This window comes from Nannocystis sp., assembly GCF_016714285.1.
Taxonomy (GTDB): Bacteria; Myxococcota_A; Polyangia; order Nannocystales; family Nannocystaceae; genus Nannocystis.
In genome coordinates, this window is record NZ_JADJNN010000002.1 from 43,095 (window position 1) to 59,623 (window position 16,529).

The window sequence follows — 16,529 nt, forward strand, 5'->3', positions numbered from 1 at the left end:
CTGTGGCGGGTACACGGGTGATCTACCCGTGATCCTGCACAGGTCGCCACGCCAGGTTTCGCACGCCTGCGGAGGGTAGGCCTGGCCTGGCCTGGATGTCATGCTGGCCCGGTCTGCTGCAGCCTGGGCGCCGTTCTCGATCGGACGGCGCGTGGCCGCGGCGGCGGAGGATGCTCCCATGTTTCTGTTCCGCGAGGCCGCCACGAGCGACGAGGACGCGATCTTCGACCTCGCCTGCCACCTCAACAGCCTCAACCTGCCGCCCGAGCGCAAGTTCATCAGCGACCTGCTGGCGCGCTCGCTCACCTCGTTCCGCGGCACCCCCGACTTCGACCCCGGCCGTCGCTTCCTCTTCGTGCTCGAGGACGAGACCGGCCGCGTCGTCGGCACCTCGATGATCCACGCCCAGCACGGCGACTACGACGAGCCCCACGTGTTCTTCCGCGTCATGCAGGAGGAGCGCTACGCCGACCTCCGCGTCACCGAGGACGCCGAGTTCCACGACGTCCACATGACCCACACGATGCTCTACCTCGGGCACACCTACGACGGCCCCACCGAGCTCGGCGGCCTCGTCCTCCACCCCGACCTCCGCCGCCACCCGGAGAAGCTCGGCCGCCTCCTCTCGCTCGCCCGCTTCGTCTTCATCGCAAGTTACCGGGGCTGGTTTCGTGACCGCCTGCTCGCCGAGCTGCTGCCCCCCCTCTACAAGGGCCCGAGCGGCACCCGCTCCCCCCTGTGGGACGCCCTCGGCCACAAGTTCACCGGCCTCAGCTACGACGAGGCCGACCGCCTGAGCCGCTTCAACAAAGAATTCATCTGGCGCCTGTTCCCGACCATGCCCGTCCACGCGAGCCTCCTCCCCGACGACGTCCAGGAGATCATCGGCCAGGTCGGACCCAACACGGTCGGCGCCCAGCGCCTGCTCGAGAGCATCGGCTTCCAGTACAGCGGCCGCGTCGACCCCTTCGACGGCGGCCCCCACTACGAGGCCGACACCGACCAGGTCACCTTCGTCCGCGACACCCGCAGCTACCAGGCCGTCCCCGGTGAACCCGACGACACCGCCCAGCCCGGCATCGTCGCCGTCACCAGCGAACGCTCGCCCCACTTCCGCGCCGTCTGGACCCCCGTCCAGGCCATCCTCGGCCCCGACGACAGCTTCGGCCACCCGACCCAGGTGCGCGTCGGCGACGAGGCCCTCGCCCGCCTCGGCGTCACCGGCGACGACATCCGCGTCCTGGTCGCCCTCCGCCCGCAACGCCGCCACAGCGACCGCACCAGCCGCGTCTTCCCCTCGTCGCGCGCCCCCACCGGCTCGCTGCGCAGCGGCACCTGACTCGTCACGCTTTGACTCCTGGCGAGGCGCAGCGGCACCTGAATCGTCTCCCGACCCGCGCTCTGCGGCTGGCGATCAAGTGCAGACCTGAATCGTCACCCCGGCCCGCGCAGCCACACGTCCTCGGCCTCGACCCGCCAGCTCGGCCCGCCGCCCGCCGCCCGCACGCGAAGCGCCCCGTCGTCGTCGAAGCCGAGCCCCTCCACCGCCACCCCGCCGACCGTCAACGCCCGCCCGAGCACCGCGCTGTGCCGCTCGTACCCGGCCCGGATCGCCGGAAACCCGCCCACGAAGAACTCTCCCAGCACCCGCTCGAGCGCCAGCAGCACCGTCGCCAAGACCACCTGGCGCGAAGGACATGTCCCCGGGGCCAGCTCGATCGCCAGGCTGGTCGCGTGCAACTCCGCCGCCAGCTCGCGCTGCAACACGTTGATCCCGAAGCCCACCACCACGTCCGGCGCGGCCCCCTGCCAGCGCGTCTCACACAGCACCCCCGCGAGCTTGCAGGGCCCGACCAGCAGGTCGTTGGGCCACTTGAGCCGCAGCCCCGGCAACCACCCCGCCAGCCCCTCGCGCAGCCCGAGCCCGACCGCCAGCCCCAGCGCCGCCCACTGCGACGACCAGCCCCGCTCCGGCCGCAGCACCACGCTCACGTACAAGCCCTCGCCCGCCGACGACACCCACCGCCGACCGAGCCGCCCGCGCCCCGCCGTCTGCTCGTCGGCCGTGACCATCGCCCCGTGCGGCGCCCCGGCGCGGGCCCACGCCAGCGCCCGGTCGTTGGTCGAGGCCAGGCTGACGTGGTGCTCGCGCAGCTGCCCGAGCACCTCGGTCGCCAGCACCAGCCCGTCCACGCGCTAGCCCCAGCTCCCGTCGCCGCGCTGGAACAGCAGCGAGATGTCGCTGGCCGGCGCGCTGTGGGTCAGCTTGCCGACCGAGATCACGTCGATGCCGAGGTGTGCGAGCTGGCTGATGCGCTCGAGGCTCACCCCGCCGCTGACCTCGACCACCGCCTTGCGATCGACGATCGCCACCGCCGCGCGGACCTGCTCGTCGTCCATGTTGTCGAGCAACACCGCGTCCGCCCCGGCCCTCAGCGCCTCGCGCAGCTCGTCGAGATCTGTCACCTCGCACTCGATGCGCAGGGTGTGCGGCGCGTGCACGCGGGCCCGCGCGACCGCCTCCGCGACCCCGCCCGCCGCCCGCACATGGTTCTCCTTGATCAGCACGCCAGCCCCGAGGTCGTTGCGATGGTTGTGCCCGCCGCCGCAGCGCACCGCGTAGCGGTCGAGCGCGCGCAGCCCGGGCATCGTCTTGCGGGTGTCGACGATGCGACAGCGCCCGGCCGCCGCGTCGACGTAGGCGCGGGTCAAGGTCGCCACCCCGCACATCCGCTGCAGCAGGTTCAACGCGGTGCGCTCGGCCGCCAGCAGGGCCCGGGCGTTGCCTTGCAGCTGCAGCAACACCGTCCCTGCCGCCGCCACCTCGCCGTCGCGCAGCAGCATCGACGCCTCGACCGTCGGGTCGACCCGATGGAACACCGCCCGCGCGACCGCCCCGCCCGCGACCACCAGCCGCTGCTTGGCGATCAGCCGCGCGCTCCAGCGGGTGTGCGCCGAAACGGTGACGCGACCAGTGACGTCGCCGCTGGCCAGGTCCTCGGCCAGCGCCGCATTGATGATGCCGTCGACCGGCCCGATCTCGCTAAAGGTCAGGGTGCTCTCCATGTCTCGATCTCCCAGCCCCGCGCCCGCGCGCGCCGTCGCAGCCGCGGGTCCGGGTTGATGACACGCGGACAGCCGACCCGCTCGAGCATCGGCAGGTCACTGAAGCTGTCCGTGTAGAAGTAACTGCGCGCCAGGTCGACCCCGTGCGCCGCGGCGAAGCGCTCGGCGTGCACGACCTTGCCCGGCCCGGCGCAAGCCGGCGCCAGGTGACGCCCCGTCATCACCCCGTCGATCGCCTCGATGTCGGTGCACAGCACGTGCGGCACCCCCAACATCTCGGCCAGCGGCGCCGCCGAGAAGCGCGTGCCCGAGGTCAGCAGCGTCACCACGTGGCCGCAGCGCAGGTGATCCGCCACGCGGGCGCGCCCCTCGACGCACACGTGCTGCACGACGTCGCGATAAAACCAGGTGCGCACCTCGGCGTCGAGCTCGGTCACCACCACGCCCTCGTAGTCGCGGGCCACCAGCGCCGACACCGCCTCGAGGTCGAGCAGCGCCAGGCGGTAGCGCAGCAGCCAGCCGATCGCCCGCAGGGCCCGCAGCGGCCTGACCCTGCCGGTCCGCCACGCGTGCCGCAACCAGCTCGCGCCCGAGTTCACGTCGAGCAAGGTGTGGTCGACGTCGAAGAACGCCGCGATCCGCCCCTCCTGGCCCTGCGCCGCGTTCACGCGGGGAATGTACTGGCCAGCAGCAGGTCCATCAACAAGTTCGCCGCCGTGTGAAACAGTGCGGGAGCCCACAGGCTGCCGCTGCGACGCCACAACCACGCGAACACGAGCGCCGGAAAAAATGTCGCCAGCCGCGCCGCCTGGGCCATCCCGACCAGGTGCCCGATCGCAAACAACAGGCTCGAGAGCACCGCCGCCAGCCCGAACTTCGCCCCGAAGATCGTCCGCCGCGGCGGCCACAGATCCTCGAGCGCGCTCATCACATAGCCGCGATGAAACACCTCCTCCGCCAGCGCCACCGCGAACAACCCCTCGACCACCTGCCGCACGAAGCCGAGCCCGCCCCACGCGCTCCAGCTCGCGGGCAGGTGCAACCCCGCGGGCCAAAAGCCCTCCGCGTGCGCGCGACACAGACCCGCGAGGAAGCGCTCCAGTCCGCCCGCCCACGGCGTCATCCCCTCGATCCACAACACCGGCCACAGCACCCGCAGGTCGCCGCCGCAGACCTGCTGGTAAAACCACCAGAACCCGAGCACGAACGGCGGAAACACCACCAGCGCCGCCACCAGCGCGACCCAGGCCCCGCGCCAGCGCCACGGCGGCACCGGCGAGTCGGGCCCCACCTGATAGCGGGACTGGACCTCCGGGACATGTCTCAAGAGCCAGGATGGTAGAAAGTAAAACGCCGCGACCAGCGCGACCCCGCGGTACTCCCCGATCGCCGGCACCAGCCCGAGCAGGCCGTACCCCGCGTACACGATCGCCGTGGCGAACACGGCCTGACGCGCGCGCCGCCGCCGGATCTCGATGTCGGGCTCAGCCACGGAGCGCGGACTCTAGCGCAGACTCGCCGACAGCTTGGCCAGCCGACGACGCAGCGTCTCGAGCGTCTCGACCAGCATGTCCACGTGGTCGAGCACCTGCGTGTCCGCAGCGACGGCGTGGACCTCCTCACGACCCAGGCGCGGCGCCTCGAGCAGGCGCAGGACCCCCACCAGATAATTCTCCACGTTGCCCAGCGCCATCGCCGTCTCGCGCAGGTCGTCGTCGATGAACAGCATCAGGTTCTCGACCCCTCGCGCCCCGGCGAGCTGACGGATCGGCTCGCTCTCCGGATATGACCGCGTCGCCCGGTCCATCAGGCGGTCGCGGGCCCTCGCGCGGCCACCACTGCCACGTCGCTCGGACCCCGGGGTGGACACCTGTCCAGGTACAGCTTCGACGTCATGGGGCTCGCGCATGCGGCATCCATGCACGTGTGCCCGATCGGCCGCAACTTTTCGGCCAACGCCCAGGCCGCATCCACTGCGGCGAGAGGCATGGGGCGTGGGGATCCTTACGAGAGCGCCGACCGCCGCCACCGGGGACTTGTCCTACTCTCTGCCGCTCCGCCGCTGCCATGGCTGGAATCCCGGATGAAAAACTTCAAGAGCTCCGGGATCGGATCGACATCGTCGATCTGGTCGGCCACTACGTCGGCCTCAAACGCTCGGGCAAGAACTTCTCCGCCTGCTGTCCATTCCACAGCGAGCGCACCCCCAGCTTCTATGTCAACCCCGAACGGCGCAGCTACAAGTGCTTCGGGTGCGGCGTCTGGGGCGACGGCCTCGAGTTCGTCATGCGCGTCGAGGGCAAGAGCTTCCTCGAGGCCGCCCGCCAGCTCGCCCAGCGCTACGGCGTCCAGCTCCCCGCCGGCCTCAAGGACACCACCAGCTCCGCCCAGCAGGCCGAACGCGACGAGGCCTACGCGATCACCCGCGCCGCCGCCGAGCTCTACCGCGAGATCCTCCTCACCGGCGAAGAAGGCCAGCTCGGCCGCCTCTACCAGGAGAAGCGAGGCATCACCGCCGACACCGCCGAGGCCTTCCAACTCGGCTACGCGCCCGCGCCCGCCGAGGCCGGCTGGGACCGCCTCACCCGCCACCTCCAGCGCAAGGGCCTCAGCCTCCCCCTCGCCGAAAAGCTCGGCCTCGTCGCCCGCTCCGAGCGTACCGACAACTTCTATGACAAGTTCCGCGGCCGCCTGATGTTCCCAGTCGTACAACCCGGCGGCGCCGTCATCGCCTTCTCCGGCCGCATCCTCCCGGAGTACGCCCACGACTCCGACGGCCGCGAAGCGCCCAAGTACACCAACTCCTCCGAGTCCCTGCTCTACACCAAAGGCAAGACCCTGTTCGGCCTCCACCTCGCCGGCCAACCAATGCGCCGCGCCGGCCGGGCCATCATCGTCGAGGGCAACGTCGACGTCGTCACCATGCACCAACGCGGCCACCGCGAGACCGTCGCCCCCCTCGGCACGGCCCTCACCGCCCAGCAAGTCGCCCTCCTCGGCCGCTTCGCCGAGTCGGCCGTGCTCTGCTTCGATGGCGACAGCGCCGGTCGCAAGGCCACCCGCGCCGCCATCCCCCTGCTGCTCGAGGCCGGCATCGACGCCCGCGTCGTCCCGCTCGAGGGGGGCGAGGACCCCGACACCGCCGACCCCACCCGCCTCACCGCCCTGCTCGAACAACCAGGCTCCGCCCTCGAGTGGCTGATGCGCTGGATGGTCGCCGCCGGCGCCCGCGACAGCATCGACGCCCAGGACCGCGCCCTCAGCGCATTGGCCCCACTGCTGGCCAGGGTCAAGCGCGACGGCGCCCGAGAGCTCTACATCGACCGCGCCGCCAAGCTGCTCGGGCTGCCCCCAGGACGCATCTCGTCGGCCCTGCAATCGGCCCAGAGAGCCGCCCATTCAGCCCCCCATTCAGGGGCCCAATCAGGCAGCCACCACGAAGCCCAGCGCCCGCACTCGCCGCCCCCCGGCGACCGCGGAGCAGCTCCGGAAGCCGCGTCAAGATCTGGCCCTGTCCGGCCCCTGCCCGAGCTTCCACGCAGTCAAGTTGCACTCGCCGCCCTGCTGGTGGACAACCCACACCTTGCCTCGCTCGCCGAGCAGAACAAGGTGCAGGACCTCGTGACCGACCCCCGACTCGCGCCGATCGTGCGCGCCGTGATCGACGCCGCGTTCGCCGGCGAGAGCCCCGGCGAGGGCGACCTGCTCGAGCTCGTCGACGCGCGCGCCCACCGTCAGCTCCACGACGCCCTCTTCGCCGGCGACTACCGCGACATCGAAGACCCCGCCCAGGCCCTCCACAGCCACCTCTTCGACTGTCAACGCGACGAGCTCAAGCGCCGCCGCAGCGACCTCGCCGACCGCATCACCCGCGCCATCGAGCGCGGCGAGCAGCAGCAGGCGCGCGAACTATCGCTCGAGCGCAGCAGCGTCAATCGCCTGCTCTCCGAGCTCGAGCGCCAGCCCCCCTCCCAACTTCCGCAAAGCGCCAGTGTCCGGCCCTGACCCGAGAACCCCTATGACCCCTAAGACGACTCAGACGCGCACCGTCGACCGCGAGAAGCTCAAGAAGCAGCTCATTGCCTTCGGCAAGAAGAAGGGCCACGTCACCTACGACGAGCTGCACGAGCTGCTCCCGCCGGACCTCATCGACCCCGAGGAGCTCGGCGAGTGGGAGAAGACCCTGGTCGACGAGGGCGTGCAGGTGCTCTCGCGCGAGGAGGCCAAGGACGCCGCCAAGCCGAAGCTCGCCACCCGCAAGGTGATGCCGAAGCGCGACGAGGAGGGCGAGGACGAGCCCTCGCGCACCAACGACCCGGTGCGCATGTACCTGCGCAAGATGGGCTCCGTCTCGCTGCTCACCCGCGAGGGCGAGGTCGAGATCGCCAAGCGCATCGAGCAGGGTGAGATGCGGGTGCTCGACGTGGCCCTCGCCTCGCCGGTCGCCGTGCCCTTCATCCTCGACATGTACGACCGCATTCGCCGCGGGCAGATGCGGGTCAAGGACGTGCTGAACATCAGCAATCCGGCCGAGAACGGCCCCGGCATGCCCCCCGGCGTCGAGATCCCGTCGATCAACCAAGAGGCGGCGATGGACAACCTGCACAAGCAGGTCGAGAAGATCCGCCGCCACCAGAAGGAGGTCGACAAGCTCAAGGGGATCCTGGTCGCCGACCGCAAGGTCGGCCCCAGCGACGGCGTCCCCGTGCCCGCCCCCGCCGCCAACGCCCCCGCCCCGCTCGACGACGCCACCCGCGAGGTCCACCTCAAGGGCCTCGACGAGCACCGCAAGTCGATCCTCGAGGCCATCCAGGACATGAAGCTCGGGCGCAAGCCGATCGACGGCATCGTCGGCGAGCTCAGCATGCTCGTCGAGCGCGTGTCCCGGGCCGAACGCGACCTCATCCAGTGTGAGCGCCGCGCCGGCATGGACCTCAAGGAGCTGCGCAAGCTGTTCAAGGACGTCCGCCTCTCCGAGGAGGAGGAGTTCAAGCTCTGTCGCCGCCTCGGCCTCCACCCCTCCGAGCTGCACGAGATCGAGGCCCGCATGAAGCTGGCCATCAAGCGCATCCGTCAGGTCGAGCAGGAGACCAACATGCGCGCGCCGCAGCTGCGCGAGCTCCACGAGGGCCTGATGTCGGCCCGCCGCCAGGCCGAGCGCGCCAAGGCCGAGCTGGTCGAGGCCAACCTCCGCCTCGTCGTCTCCATCGCCAAGAAGTACACCAACCGCGGCCTGCAATTCCTCGATCTCATCCAGGAGGGCAACATCGGCCTGATGAAGGCCGTGGACAAGTTCGAGTACAAGCGCGGCTACAAGTTCTCGACCTACGCGACCTGGTGGATCCGTCAGGCGATCACCCGCGCCATCGCCGATCAGGCCCGCACGATCCGCATCCCCGTGCACATGATCGAGACGATCAACAAGCTCATCCGCACCAGCCGCAGCCTGGTCCAGGAGCTCGGCCGCGAGCCGACCCCGGAGGAGATCGCCGAGAAGATGGAGCTCCCGCTCGACAAGGTCCGCAAGGTCCTGAAGATCGCCAAGGAGCCCATCTCGCTCGAGACACCGATCGGCGAGGAGGAGGACTCGCACCTCGGCGACTTCATCGAGGACAAGAACATGATCTCGCCCACGGACGCGGTCATCAACATGAACCTCGCCGACCAGACCCGCCGCGTCCTCGCCACGCTCACCCCGCGCGAGGAGAAGGTCCTGCGCATGCGCTTCGGCATCGGCGAGTCCAGCGACCACACCCTCGAAGAGGTCGGCCAGGACTTCTCCGTCACCCGCGAGCGCATCCGCCAGATCGAGGCCAAGGCCCTCCGCAAGCTGCGCCACCCGTCGCGCAGCAAGCGGCTCAAGGCCTTCGTCGAGAACTGACCGCCAAACTGATGCGAGCGCCGCGGCCACAGGACCGCAACCCGCTCGTCTCCGCGGCTATTCCCCCGGGCGAGCCGGTCCCCGCGACCCGGTTCACCCGGGGCGAGAGTTGAGCCATGCTCTGCGCATGCGCTTGACTTTCCCCATGACGCTCGTCCTCCTCCTCCCCGCCTGCGGTGACAACGGCGGCGAGAGCAGCACCAGCCAAACCAGCAGCAACAGCAACAGCAACAGCAGCACCGACACCCCGAGCACCGGCACCACCAGCCCCACCACAGGCGGCCCTGCCAGCAGCTCCGGCGAGCCAGTCAGCACCAGCGACACCAGCGGTCCCACCGGCTCCGGCACCACCAGCACCACCGCCCCGGACACCACCAGCGGCCCCGCCACCAGCGAGCCCGGCACCACCACCGACGCGAGCAGCAGCGGCGGCACGGACACCGGCGTGATGCCCGGCGGATCTTGCAAGACCGACAAGGACTGCGCCCTCCACAACGACTGCTGCGACTGCTTCGGCATCCTGGCCGGCGACCCAGACCCGATCTGCAAGAAGCTGTGCGATCAGCCCATCTGCGACGCCCTCGGCATCGACCAGGCGGTGTGTCGCTTCGGCGTCTGCGGCACCGAGCGGATCGACTGCGACGACAGCAAGGTCCTGTGCGACTCGCTCCCGCCCGACTGTCCCAAGGGCCAGGTACCCGGCGTGCAGGGCAACTGCTGGTCGGGCATGTGCGTGCCTGCGCTCAGCTGCAACGTCGTCCCCGACTGCGGCGCCTGCCCGCCAGACAGCATGTGCGTGCAGAAGATCGGCAAGCCCCCGACCCTGCCGACCTGCGAGCCGATCCCCGACAACTGCGGCGGCAAGATCGACTGCGAGTGCGCGGGCACCTTCGCGTGCACCGGCCAGTTCAACGTCTGCAACTTCGACGGTGGCAACCAGATCAGCTGCGGCTGCCCGCAGTGCTGACACCTCGAAACAAGGCCTCTGAACGCCCGGCGGGCCAGGGCTAGCCGCTCCGGCGCAGCACCAGCGAGAAGTTGTTGGCCGGCATCGCCAGCACCCGCGATAGCTCGAGCCCCCGCGCCCGCCCGGCCGCCGCGACGTCTTCGATGTCGCGGATGCCCCAGCTCGGGTCGCGCGCCCGCAGCGACGCATCAAAGGCCTCGTTGCTCTCCGTCGTGCAGCGGCCGTCGACCTTCATCGGCCCGTACAGGTAGAGCGGCGCGCCCGGCCGCAGCAGCTCGCCCGCCCCGCGCATGAGCCCGAGGCAGGCCTCCCACGGCGCGATGTGGATCATGTTGATGCACACGATCGCGTCGGCCCGCAGGACCGGCCACGGCCACTCCCTCACGTCGAGCCGCAGCGCCGCGCGCAGGTTGGCCCGCCCCGAGGACCCCGCCGCGTCCTCGGCCAACGCAGCCCATGCACGAATGCTGCGCAAGCTCTCCTCGTCGGGGTCCGTGGGCTGCCAGACAAGCTCCGGAAACGCCGCCGCAAAGCCGACCACATGCTCTCCGCTGCCGCTGGCGATTTCGAGCACGTGCCCACCAGGCGCCAGCAAGTTCACCACCTCCGCGGCCAGCACCTGCTCGATGAACCCGCGGTTCCTCGCGGCTGCTGGCGACGTCCGCCTGTCATGTCTGTCGTTCATCTTCGGCAACTGTCGCAGCTTCGTCAGTTATGCGATGCCGGCCGCCACGGCGCGGGCCGCTTGCGGTCGTCTCGCACGGACGGATATCGTACGCGACGATGCGATTGGCAGGAAGACTCGCGGTCAGCGCGGCACTCGCAGCCGGGCTGCTCGCGGCCGCGTTGCTCCCGAGCGCGGGCTGTCTGCTGACACTTCCTTCCGTATGCGGCGACGGCCACGTCGACATCGAGAGCGGCGAGGAGTGCGACCCAGCCGCCGCGAGCGAGCCTCTCTGCGACCCCGAGAGCTGCACCAAGATCACCCTCGAGAAGTGTGGCAACGCCACCATCGACCCCGGTGAACAGTGCGACCTCACCGAGTTCGGCAACAAGGACTGCCCGAGCGGCAAGGGCTTCCTCAGCTGCACCCCGGACTGCAAGCTCGACGAGAGCACCTGCGATCAATGCGGCAACGGACGCGTCGACGTCGAGGCCGGTGAAGAGTGCGACCCCAAGGCCGGCAGCTTCATGCAGCCCAAGGACTGCTCCGAGCTGACCACCTACCCGACGAAGCCCTACACCTCGGGGCGCATGACGACCTGCACCGATAAGTGCCTGTGGTACCGCGGACCCTGCGGATTCTGCGGCGACAACGAAGCCGACGACCCGCAGCTCCTCGACATCAACTACCCCGACAGGCTGTCCAAACGCGAGTCCTGCGACGGCCAGGACGTCCAGCTCGAGGACCTCAGCAGCTACTGCAAGGATGTCCGCGGCTGCCCTAACTCGGTCTGCGCCGTCGAGTGCCTCGACACCTGCGACGGCTTCGTCGCCGAGGACGACGCTCGCTGCTGCCTACCCGCCGGCAGCGACTGCCCCAGCCCCGGCCAGGACCCCTGCTGCTACGCCTACGACAACAGCCTCGGCGACCTCTACTCCGCGGACGCCTGCGCCGACCGCTTCGAGAACGGCGGCCTCAAGAAGCGCGTGTGCAAGTCATCCCTCTGAGCCCACGACTCGCAAGACCCCGACCTCCGCCCGAGCCTCGCCCGACTTCTACTCGCGGCGACCCTGGTCTATCCTCGGCCGCCCGTGACCGCCTCCAGCTCCGCTCCTGAGCCCCGCTCGTCCCTCGTCACCGGCGGCTGCGGCTTCCTCGGCCGCGCCGTCGTCGACGCCCTCGCCGCGCGCGGCGACGTCGTCACCGTGCTCGACCACCGCATCGACCCGTGGCGCTCCGACGTGCAGTTCGTCCGCGGCGACATCTGCGACCCGCGCGTGGTCGAGGACGCGATCGCCGGCCAGGACGTCGTCTTCCACAGCGCCTCGCTCGTGCACACCAAGCACAACCGCCTCGAGACCGTCCGCGCCGTCAACATCGACGGCACCCGCAACGTGCTCCGCGCCTGCCAGCAGGCCGCCGTGGCGCGCCTGGTCTACGTCAGCTCGGCCAGCGTGGTCTACGACGGCCACGACATCGAGAACGGCGACGAGTCGCTGCCCTACGCCACCAGCTTCCCCGCCCCCTACGCCGAGACCAAGCGCATCGCCGAAGAGGAGGTGCTCACCGCCAACGGCGAGAAGGGCCTGCTCAGCTGCGCCATCCGTCCGCACGTCGTGTTCGGCCCCGGCGACACCCGCCTCCTGCCGGCGATCCTCAGCCGCGCCCGCGAGGGCAAGCTCAAGTTCCGCGTCGGCCTCGGCGAGAAGAAGCTCTCCGACTTCACCTACGTGACCAACGTCGTCGACGCCATGCTCGCCGCCGACGAACACCTCGTGCCCGGCTCACCCGTCGCCGGCCAGGCCTACTTCATCACCAACGGCGAACCGATGTCCTTCTGGGATTTCGTCGCCCAGGTGCTCCCACCCGCTCGGCTTCCAGCCGCCACGCCTCGCCATCCCGCGCGCCGTCGCCTACGCCGCCGCCGCCGTGCGCGAGGCCTTCGACACCTACGTCCGCGGCGGCACGCTCAACGCCGAGGAGGGCCTGTCGCGCTTCGCGATCCGCTACATCTGCAGCCATCACTACTTCAGCCACGCCCGCGCCACCCGCGAGCTCGGCTACAACCCGCGGGTCCGCATGGCCGAGGGCATCACGCGCGCGGTCACTTACTGCCGCGAGCACGGCCTCGCCGCGACATGAGTCGCCGCGCGAGGCGGCGCGCGCCCGCGCTCTCTGGCCAGCCCGCACCGCCTTGTCTAGAGTGGCGCCTGCGATGGAGTCGATCTACGGACCACCGCCCGGCGCACGCCAACCCCACCGGAGCAGCGCCCCGCGGCCAACGCCCCGCTGGCAGCAGGCGCTCCAGGGCCTGCTCCTGCTGATCGTCGGCATCGCGGCCTTCGCCCTGCTGGTCTGGCTCGAGGCCAGCAACGGTGGGGGCTACGACGACGATGACCCCCTGCGCCAGCTCGAGCGCATCCACTTCAACCTCCCGCGCTACGACCCCATCATCTTCGACATGCCGGCCTTCAAGCCCCTGCAGTCAGCAGAGATCATCCCGCGCTCGGCCATCCATCCCGCCGAGGCCAGCGCGACCACACCGCCGAGGCGCCTCCAGACCGCCGACATCATCTCGCGCTGAAATTGTCAGAATCGCGGCGTTTCGAGGCACCCTCGCCCGCGTGGCAGACCCATCGGACGAGCCCGGCCTGCGCCGCTTCCTCGGCGTTTTTCGCTACAGCCGCCGCGCGCTCGAGCTGGTGTGGTCGACCAGCCGCCCGCTCACGCTGGCCTTCGCCTGTCTCACGCTGATCGCCGGCGTGCTCCCGGCCGCGGTCGCCTACCTCGGCCAGCTGATCGTCGACGCGGTCGTCCACGCCTCGCAATCGACTGGCTCCGACCTTGGCCCGGACTCCGGCCCCGTGCTGCGCCTGGTCCTCGCCGAGGCCGCCCTCGTCATCGTCCTGCTCGCGACCCAGCGCGGCATCAGCGTCGCCCAGTCGCTGCTGCGCGCCCAGCTCGGCCACCGCGTCAACGTCATGATCCTCGAGAAGGCGCTGACCCTCGACCTCGGCCACTTCGAGGACGCCGAGTTCTACGACAAGCTCACCCGCGCCCGCCGCGAGGCCTCGAGCCGCCCGCTCAGCCTGGTCGGCCGCACCTTCTCGCTCGTCCAGAACGGCATCTCGCTGGTCAGCTTCGCCGCCCTGCTGGCCGCGTTCTCACCGTGGGCCGCGCTGATCCTCGCGCTCGCCGGCCTGCCCTCGTTCATCGCCGAGGCCAAGTTCTCGGGCGACGCCTTCCGCCTGTTCCGCTGGCGCTCGCCCGAGACGCGCATGCAGATGTACCTCGAGACCGCGATCACCCGCGAGGACTACGCCAAGGAGGTCAAGCTCTACCAGCTCGGCCCCATGCTGCTCGGCCGCTACCGCAAGATCTTCACCGACCTTTATGGCGAGGACCGCAAGCTCACCCTGCGCCGCGGCCTGTGGGGCTACGGCCTCGGCCTGGTCGGCACCGCCGCCTTCTATGGCGCCTACGCATGGATCGCCGCCACCGCGGTGCGCGGCGCGATCACCCTCGGCGAGATGACGATGTACCTGATGCTGTTCCGCCAGGGCCAGGCCGCCGTCGCCGCCAGCCTCGGCGCCGTCGGCGGGATGTACGAGGACAACCTCTACCTCTCGACGCTCTACGAGTACCTCGCCCAGGACGTCGCCGTCCGCCCCGGCAGCGCCGCGATCGGCCCCGACCCGGGCGCCGGCCTCCGCTTCGACGCCGTCTCCTTCACCTACCCCGGCGCGACGACCCCCGCCCTCGAGGCCGTCTCCTTCACCCTGCGCCACGGCGAGACCCTCGCGCTCGTCGGCGAGAACGGCTCCGGCAAGACCACCCTCATCAAGCTGCTCACCCGGCTCTACACCCCCACCGCCGGCCACATCTACCTCGACGGCCGCGACCTGCAGGAGTGGGACGAGCTGGCCCTGCGCCGCCGCGTCGGCGTCATCTTCCAGGACTTCGCCCGCTACCAGCTGCGCGTCGGCGAGAACATCGGCGCCGGCGACGTCGACGCCTTCGACGCCCGCGACCGCTGGCAAGACGCCGCCCGCCAGGGCATGGCCGACGTGTTCATCGACGCCATGCCGCAAGGCTACGACACCCAGCTCGGCAAGCTGTTCAAGGACGGCCGCGAGCTGTCCGGCGGGCAGTGGCAGAAGGTCGCGCTGGCGCGGGCCTTCATGCGCGCCCGCGCCGACATCCTCGTGCTCGACGAGCCCACCGCGGCGATGGACGCCGAGGCCGAGGCGCAGGTCTTCGACCACGTCCGCAACCTCGGCAGCGAGCGCATGACGATCGTCATCTCGCACCGCTTCTCCACCGTGCGCATGGCCGACCGCATCGTCGTGCTGCACGGCGGCAAGGTCGTCGAGGAGGGCAGCCACGCCGAGCTCATGCAGCAGGGCGGCCGCTACGCCCACCTGTTCACGTTGCAGGCCAAGGGCTACCAGTGAGCGCGCGCCTCAGGCCTGACGCCGACCGGCCATCGTGAAGTGCCGGACCGCCGCGAGCAGCAGCCGCGCGCGCTCGGAGACCTTGTCGAGGTGGCGGTGCTCGACCTCGGCGAGGTCGAACAGCGAGGTCGTGAAACCAACCCCGACTGCGCCCGCCGCGAGCACATCGGCGGCGTTCTCGTGGTGCACGCCGTTGGTCGGGATGATGCGCAGGAAGGGCATCGGCCCGAGCACCGCGCGGACGTAGCTGGCGATGTCATCCGGGCCCGGGAACAGCTTCTGACAGGCCGCGCCGCCGCGATGCGCCTGCAACAGCTCGGTCGGCGTGAAGCAACCCGGCAAGATCGCCACGTCGAGGTCACGCGCCGCCGCCATGATCTGCGGGTCCAACACCGGCGAGACCAGGAACTTCGCGCCCGCCCCGACCGCCGCCTCGACCGCCGCGAGGTCGAGCACCGTGCCGGCGCCGACCACCACCCCGGGGCGGCGGGCGAACTCGGCGATCAGCTCGTACGCGCCAGGCGTGCTGACCGTGAACTCGATGATGCGAAAGCCCGCCCCGACGGCCGCGTCCATCGCCGCCGCCGCCCGCCCCTGGTGCTGGCCGCGAAAGATGGCGATCGCCCGGTGGCGGAGCACGGCCTCGAGGAATTGCTCCGGCGACATGTCAGCCACTCTACGGGAGGACCACGGGCGAAGTCACCTGCCCTCCTCGACCGGGCCTCCAGGGCTCTCAGCGCAGACGCAGGTGCACGTCGACCACCGCGCCGTGCAGCTCATGGCCGCGGCCGTCGCGGTAGCGGAAGCCGGCGCGCTCGACCTCGCAGTTGCCGCGCGTATCGCAGCGGCGGTCCACCGTGTACCCGAGCTCGATCGCCACCAGCTCGCGCGCCCCGGCGGCGCTGAGCTCATTCGCGGTGGCGACCCGATCGCTGTTCACGTCGCTCCAGACGAGCAGACGACCCCACTCGGCGTCGCTGCCATCGACGCGGCCGTCCTGGTTGGAGTCGAGCTCGCGCAGCGCGACGAAGCCGTTGCTGGCCGGCTCACCCGACGGCAGCAGCGTCGCCGAGCCGAACAGCTCGCCGCCGTCGTCGATCTTGCCGTTGCCGTTGCGGTCGAGCGCCAGCCACGGCGTCGTCGAGGTCGGCCAGTCCGTGACCACCGACATCGTGCCCGTCAGGTCGAAGCTCGCCGCCACCGCCGTGTTGAACTGCACCGCCTCGCCACGGAACGCCAGCACCAGCGGCGTGACGCTCGACGATCCCACACCCGAGTCCGACGGATCGCCCGGGTCGGGGCTCTCCTCGTCCTCATCCTCGGGCACGCCGGTCTCACTGGCGCCGTCGCTGTCTTCGCCCTCGCTGTCCGCCACGCCGTCGTCGTCGTGATCGCGGTCCTCCTCGCAGGCGGGGAGCAGGGTCAAGGCGAGGAGGGTGACGATGGTGGTGCGGAGCATGGCGGTGGTCCTCGCCCGCTCCCTGTGCATGCCAGGTG

At 70.6% G+C, this 16,529-nt stretch carries 16 protein-coding genes and 1 pseudogene; 9 read left to right on the forward strand and 8 right to left on the reverse strand.

Going from position 1 to position 16,529, the window contains the following annotated elements; genetic code table 11:
- The first annotated feature begins 178 nt into the window (after nt 1-178).
- Nucleotides 179-1,339 (forward strand): arginine N-succinyltransferase, encoded by a 1,161-nt coding sequence (locus tag IPJ59_RS04390; RefSeq protein WP_293249962.1) that lies wholly within the window; start codon nt 179-181, stop codon nt 1,337-1,339.
- Nucleotides 1,340-1,434: 95 nt separating this feature from the next.
- On the opposite strand, the gene IPJ59_RS04395 is transcribed toward IPJ59_RS04390, so the two are convergent.
- The 5 genes from IPJ59_RS04395 to IPJ59_RS04415 are packed head-to-tail and all read right to left on the reverse strand — an operon-like array spanning nt 1,435 to nt 4,975.
- Nucleotides 1,435-2,181, reverse strand: a complete 747-nt coding sequence (locus IPJ59_RS04395; protein WP_293269903.1) for a biotin--[acetyl-CoA-carboxylase] ligase — start codon at nt 2,179-2,181, stop codon at nt 1,435-1,437.
- 15 nt (nt 2,182-2,196) lie between these two features.
- Nucleotides 2,197-3,066 (reverse strand): carboxylating nicotinate-nucleotide diphosphorylase, encoded by an 870-nt coding sequence (gene nadC / locus IPJ59_RS04400; protein WP_293249956.1) that lies wholly within the window; start codon nt 3,064-3,066, stop codon nt 2,197-2,199.
- A complete protein-coding gene (locus tag IPJ59_RS04405; RefSeq protein ID WP_293269904.1) occupies nt 3,051-3,734 on the reverse strand; it encodes an HAD family hydrolase in 684 nt (227 codons plus the stop codon). Before IPJ59_RS04405 ends, nadC begins: the two co-directional genes overlap by 16 nt.
- Nucleotides 3,731-4,543: a myxosortase MrtZ gene (gene mrtZ, locus IPJ59_RS04410; protein ID WP_293270569.1), complete on the reverse strand. Its 813-nt coding sequence runs from the start codon at nt 4,541-4,543 to the stop codon at nt 3,731-3,733. Before mrtZ ends, IPJ59_RS04405 begins: the two co-directional genes overlap by 4 nt.
- A 27-nt stretch (nt 4,544-4,570) precedes the next feature.
- Entirely contained in the window at nt 4,571-4,975 is a 405-nt protein-coding gene (locus IPJ59_RS04415) for a hypothetical protein (protein ID WP_293249950.1), read from the reverse strand.
- Nucleotides 4,976-5,133: 158 nt separating this feature from the next.
- On the opposite strand from IPJ59_RS04415, the gene dnaG reads away from it, so the two are divergent.
- The 3 genes from dnaG to IPJ59_RS04430 all read left to right on the forward strand — a co-directional run bounded on the left by dnaG (nt 5,134) and on the right by IPJ59_RS04430 (nt 9,914).
- Entirely contained in the window at nt 5,134-7,071 is a 1,938-nt protein-coding gene (gene dnaG / locus IPJ59_RS04420; RefSeq protein ID WP_293269905.1) for a DNA primase, read from the forward strand.
- Between the two features lie 13 nt (nt 7,072-7,084).
- Nucleotides 7,085-8,947: an RNA polymerase sigma factor RpoD gene (gene rpoD / locus IPJ59_RS04425; RefSeq protein WP_293269906.1), complete on the forward strand. Its 1,863-nt coding sequence runs from the start codon at nt 7,085-7,087 to the stop codon at nt 8,945-8,947.
- A gap of 145 nt (nt 8,948-9,092) precedes the next feature.
- Nucleotides 9,093-9,914 carry a hypothetical protein gene (locus tag IPJ59_RS04430; protein WP_293249941.1) on the forward strand — a complete coding sequence of 274 codons (822 nt, stop codon included), beginning with the start codon at nt 9,093-9,095 and terminating at the stop codon, nt 9,912-9,914.
- 40 nt (nt 9,915-9,954) lie between these two features.
- On the opposite strand, the gene IPJ59_RS04435 is transcribed toward IPJ59_RS04430, so the two are convergent.
- Entirely contained in the window at nt 9,955-10,599 is a 645-nt protein-coding gene (locus tag IPJ59_RS04435; protein WP_293249937.1) for a DUF938 domain-containing protein, read from the reverse strand.
- Nucleotides 10,600-10,697: 98 nt separating this feature from the next.
- On the opposite strand from IPJ59_RS04435, the gene IPJ59_RS04440 reads away from it, so the two are divergent.
- The 5 genes and pseudogenes from IPJ59_RS04440 (at nt 10,698) to IPJ59_RS04460 (ending at nt 15,032) form a co-directional block, all read left to right on the forward strand.
- A complete protein-coding gene (locus tag IPJ59_RS04440; RefSeq protein ID WP_293249935.1) occupies nt 10,698-11,585 on the forward strand; it encodes a hypothetical protein in 888 nt (295 codons plus the stop codon).
- Between the two features lie 84 nt (nt 11,586-11,669).
- Nucleotides 11,670-12,395 (forward strand): annotated as a pseudogene (locus tag IPJ59_RS37540) (NAD-dependent epimerase/dehydratase family protein); the annotation flags it as partial.
- Between the two features lie 112 nt (nt 12,396-12,507).
- Entirely contained in the window at nt 12,508-12,720 is a 213-nt protein-coding gene (locus IPJ59_RS04450; protein WP_293269909.1) for a hypothetical protein, read from the forward strand.
- 73 nt (nt 12,721-12,793) lie between these two features.
- Nucleotides 12,794-13,162, forward strand: a complete 369-nt coding sequence (locus tag IPJ59_RS04455; RefSeq protein ID WP_293249929.1) for a hypothetical protein — start codon at nt 12,794-12,796, stop codon at nt 13,160-13,162.
- 40 nt (nt 13,163-13,202) lie between these two features.
- The gene (locus IPJ59_RS04460; RefSeq protein ID WP_293249926.1) at nt 13,203-15,032 is read left to right on the forward strand and encodes an ABC transporter ATP-binding protein; all 1,830 of its coding nucleotides are present in this window, start codon (nt 13,203-13,205) and stop codon (nt 15,030-15,032) included.
- A 9-nt stretch (nt 15,033-15,041) separates the two neighbouring features.
- On the opposite strand, the gene IPJ59_RS04465 is transcribed toward IPJ59_RS04460, so the two are convergent.
- Both IPJ59_RS04465 and IPJ59_RS04470 read right to left on the reverse strand, forming a co-directional pair.
- Nucleotides 15,042-15,698, reverse strand: coding sequence for a bifunctional 4-hydroxy-2-oxoglutarate aldolase/2-dehydro-3-deoxy-phosphogluconate aldolase (locus tag IPJ59_RS04465; RefSeq protein WP_293249923.1), 657 nt, complete (start codon nt 15,696-15,698; stop codon nt 15,042-15,044).
- 67 nt (nt 15,699-15,765) lie between these two features.
- Entirely contained in the window at nt 15,766-16,491 is a 726-nt protein-coding gene (locus tag IPJ59_RS04470) for a hypothetical protein (RefSeq protein ID WP_293249920.1), read from the reverse strand.
- Nucleotides 16,492-16,529: the final 38 nt, after the last annotated feature.

Coding starts and splice junctions, on each gene's coding strand:
- IPJ59_RS04390 (WP_293249962.1), top strand. CDS start 179: ATGTTTCTGTTCCGCGAGGCCGCCACGAGCGACGAGGACGCGATCTTC.
- nadC (WP_293249956.1), bottom strand. CDS start 3,066: ATGGAGAGCACCCTGACCTTTAGCGAGATCGGGCCGGTCGACGGCATC.
- IPJ59_RS04415 (WP_293249950.1), bottom strand. CDS start 4,975: ATGCGCGAGCCCCATGACGTCGAAGCTGTACCTGGACAGGTGTCCACC.
- dnaG (WP_293269905.1), top strand. CDS start 5,134: ATGGCTGGAATCCCGGATGAAAAACTTCAAGAGCTCCGGGATCGGATC.
- rpoD (WP_293269906.1), top strand. CDS start 7,085: ATGACCCCTAAGACGACTCAGACGCGCACCGTCGACCGCGAGAAGCTC.
- IPJ59_RS04430 (WP_293249941.1), top strand. CDS start 9,093: ATGACGCTCGTCCTCCTCCTCCCCGCCTGCGGTGACAACGGCGGCGAG.
- IPJ59_RS04435 (WP_293249937.1), bottom strand. CDS start 10,599: ATGAACGACAGACATGACAGGCGGACGTCGCCAGCAGCCGCGAGGAAC.
- IPJ59_RS04440 (WP_293249935.1), top strand. CDS start 10,698: ATGCGATTGGCAGGAAGACTCGCGGTCAGCGCGGCACTCGCAGCCGGG.
- IPJ59_RS04455 (WP_293249929.1), top strand. CDS start 12,794: ATGGAGTCGATCTACGGACCACCGCCCGGCGCACGCCAACCCCACCGG.
- IPJ59_RS04465 (WP_293249923.1), bottom strand. CDS start 15,698: ATGTCGCCGGAGCAATTCCTCGAGGCCGTGCTCCGCCACCGGGCGATC.
- IPJ59_RS04470 (WP_293249920.1), bottom strand. CDS start 16,491: ATGCTCCGCACCACCATCGTCACCCTCCTCGCCTTGACCCTGCTCCCC.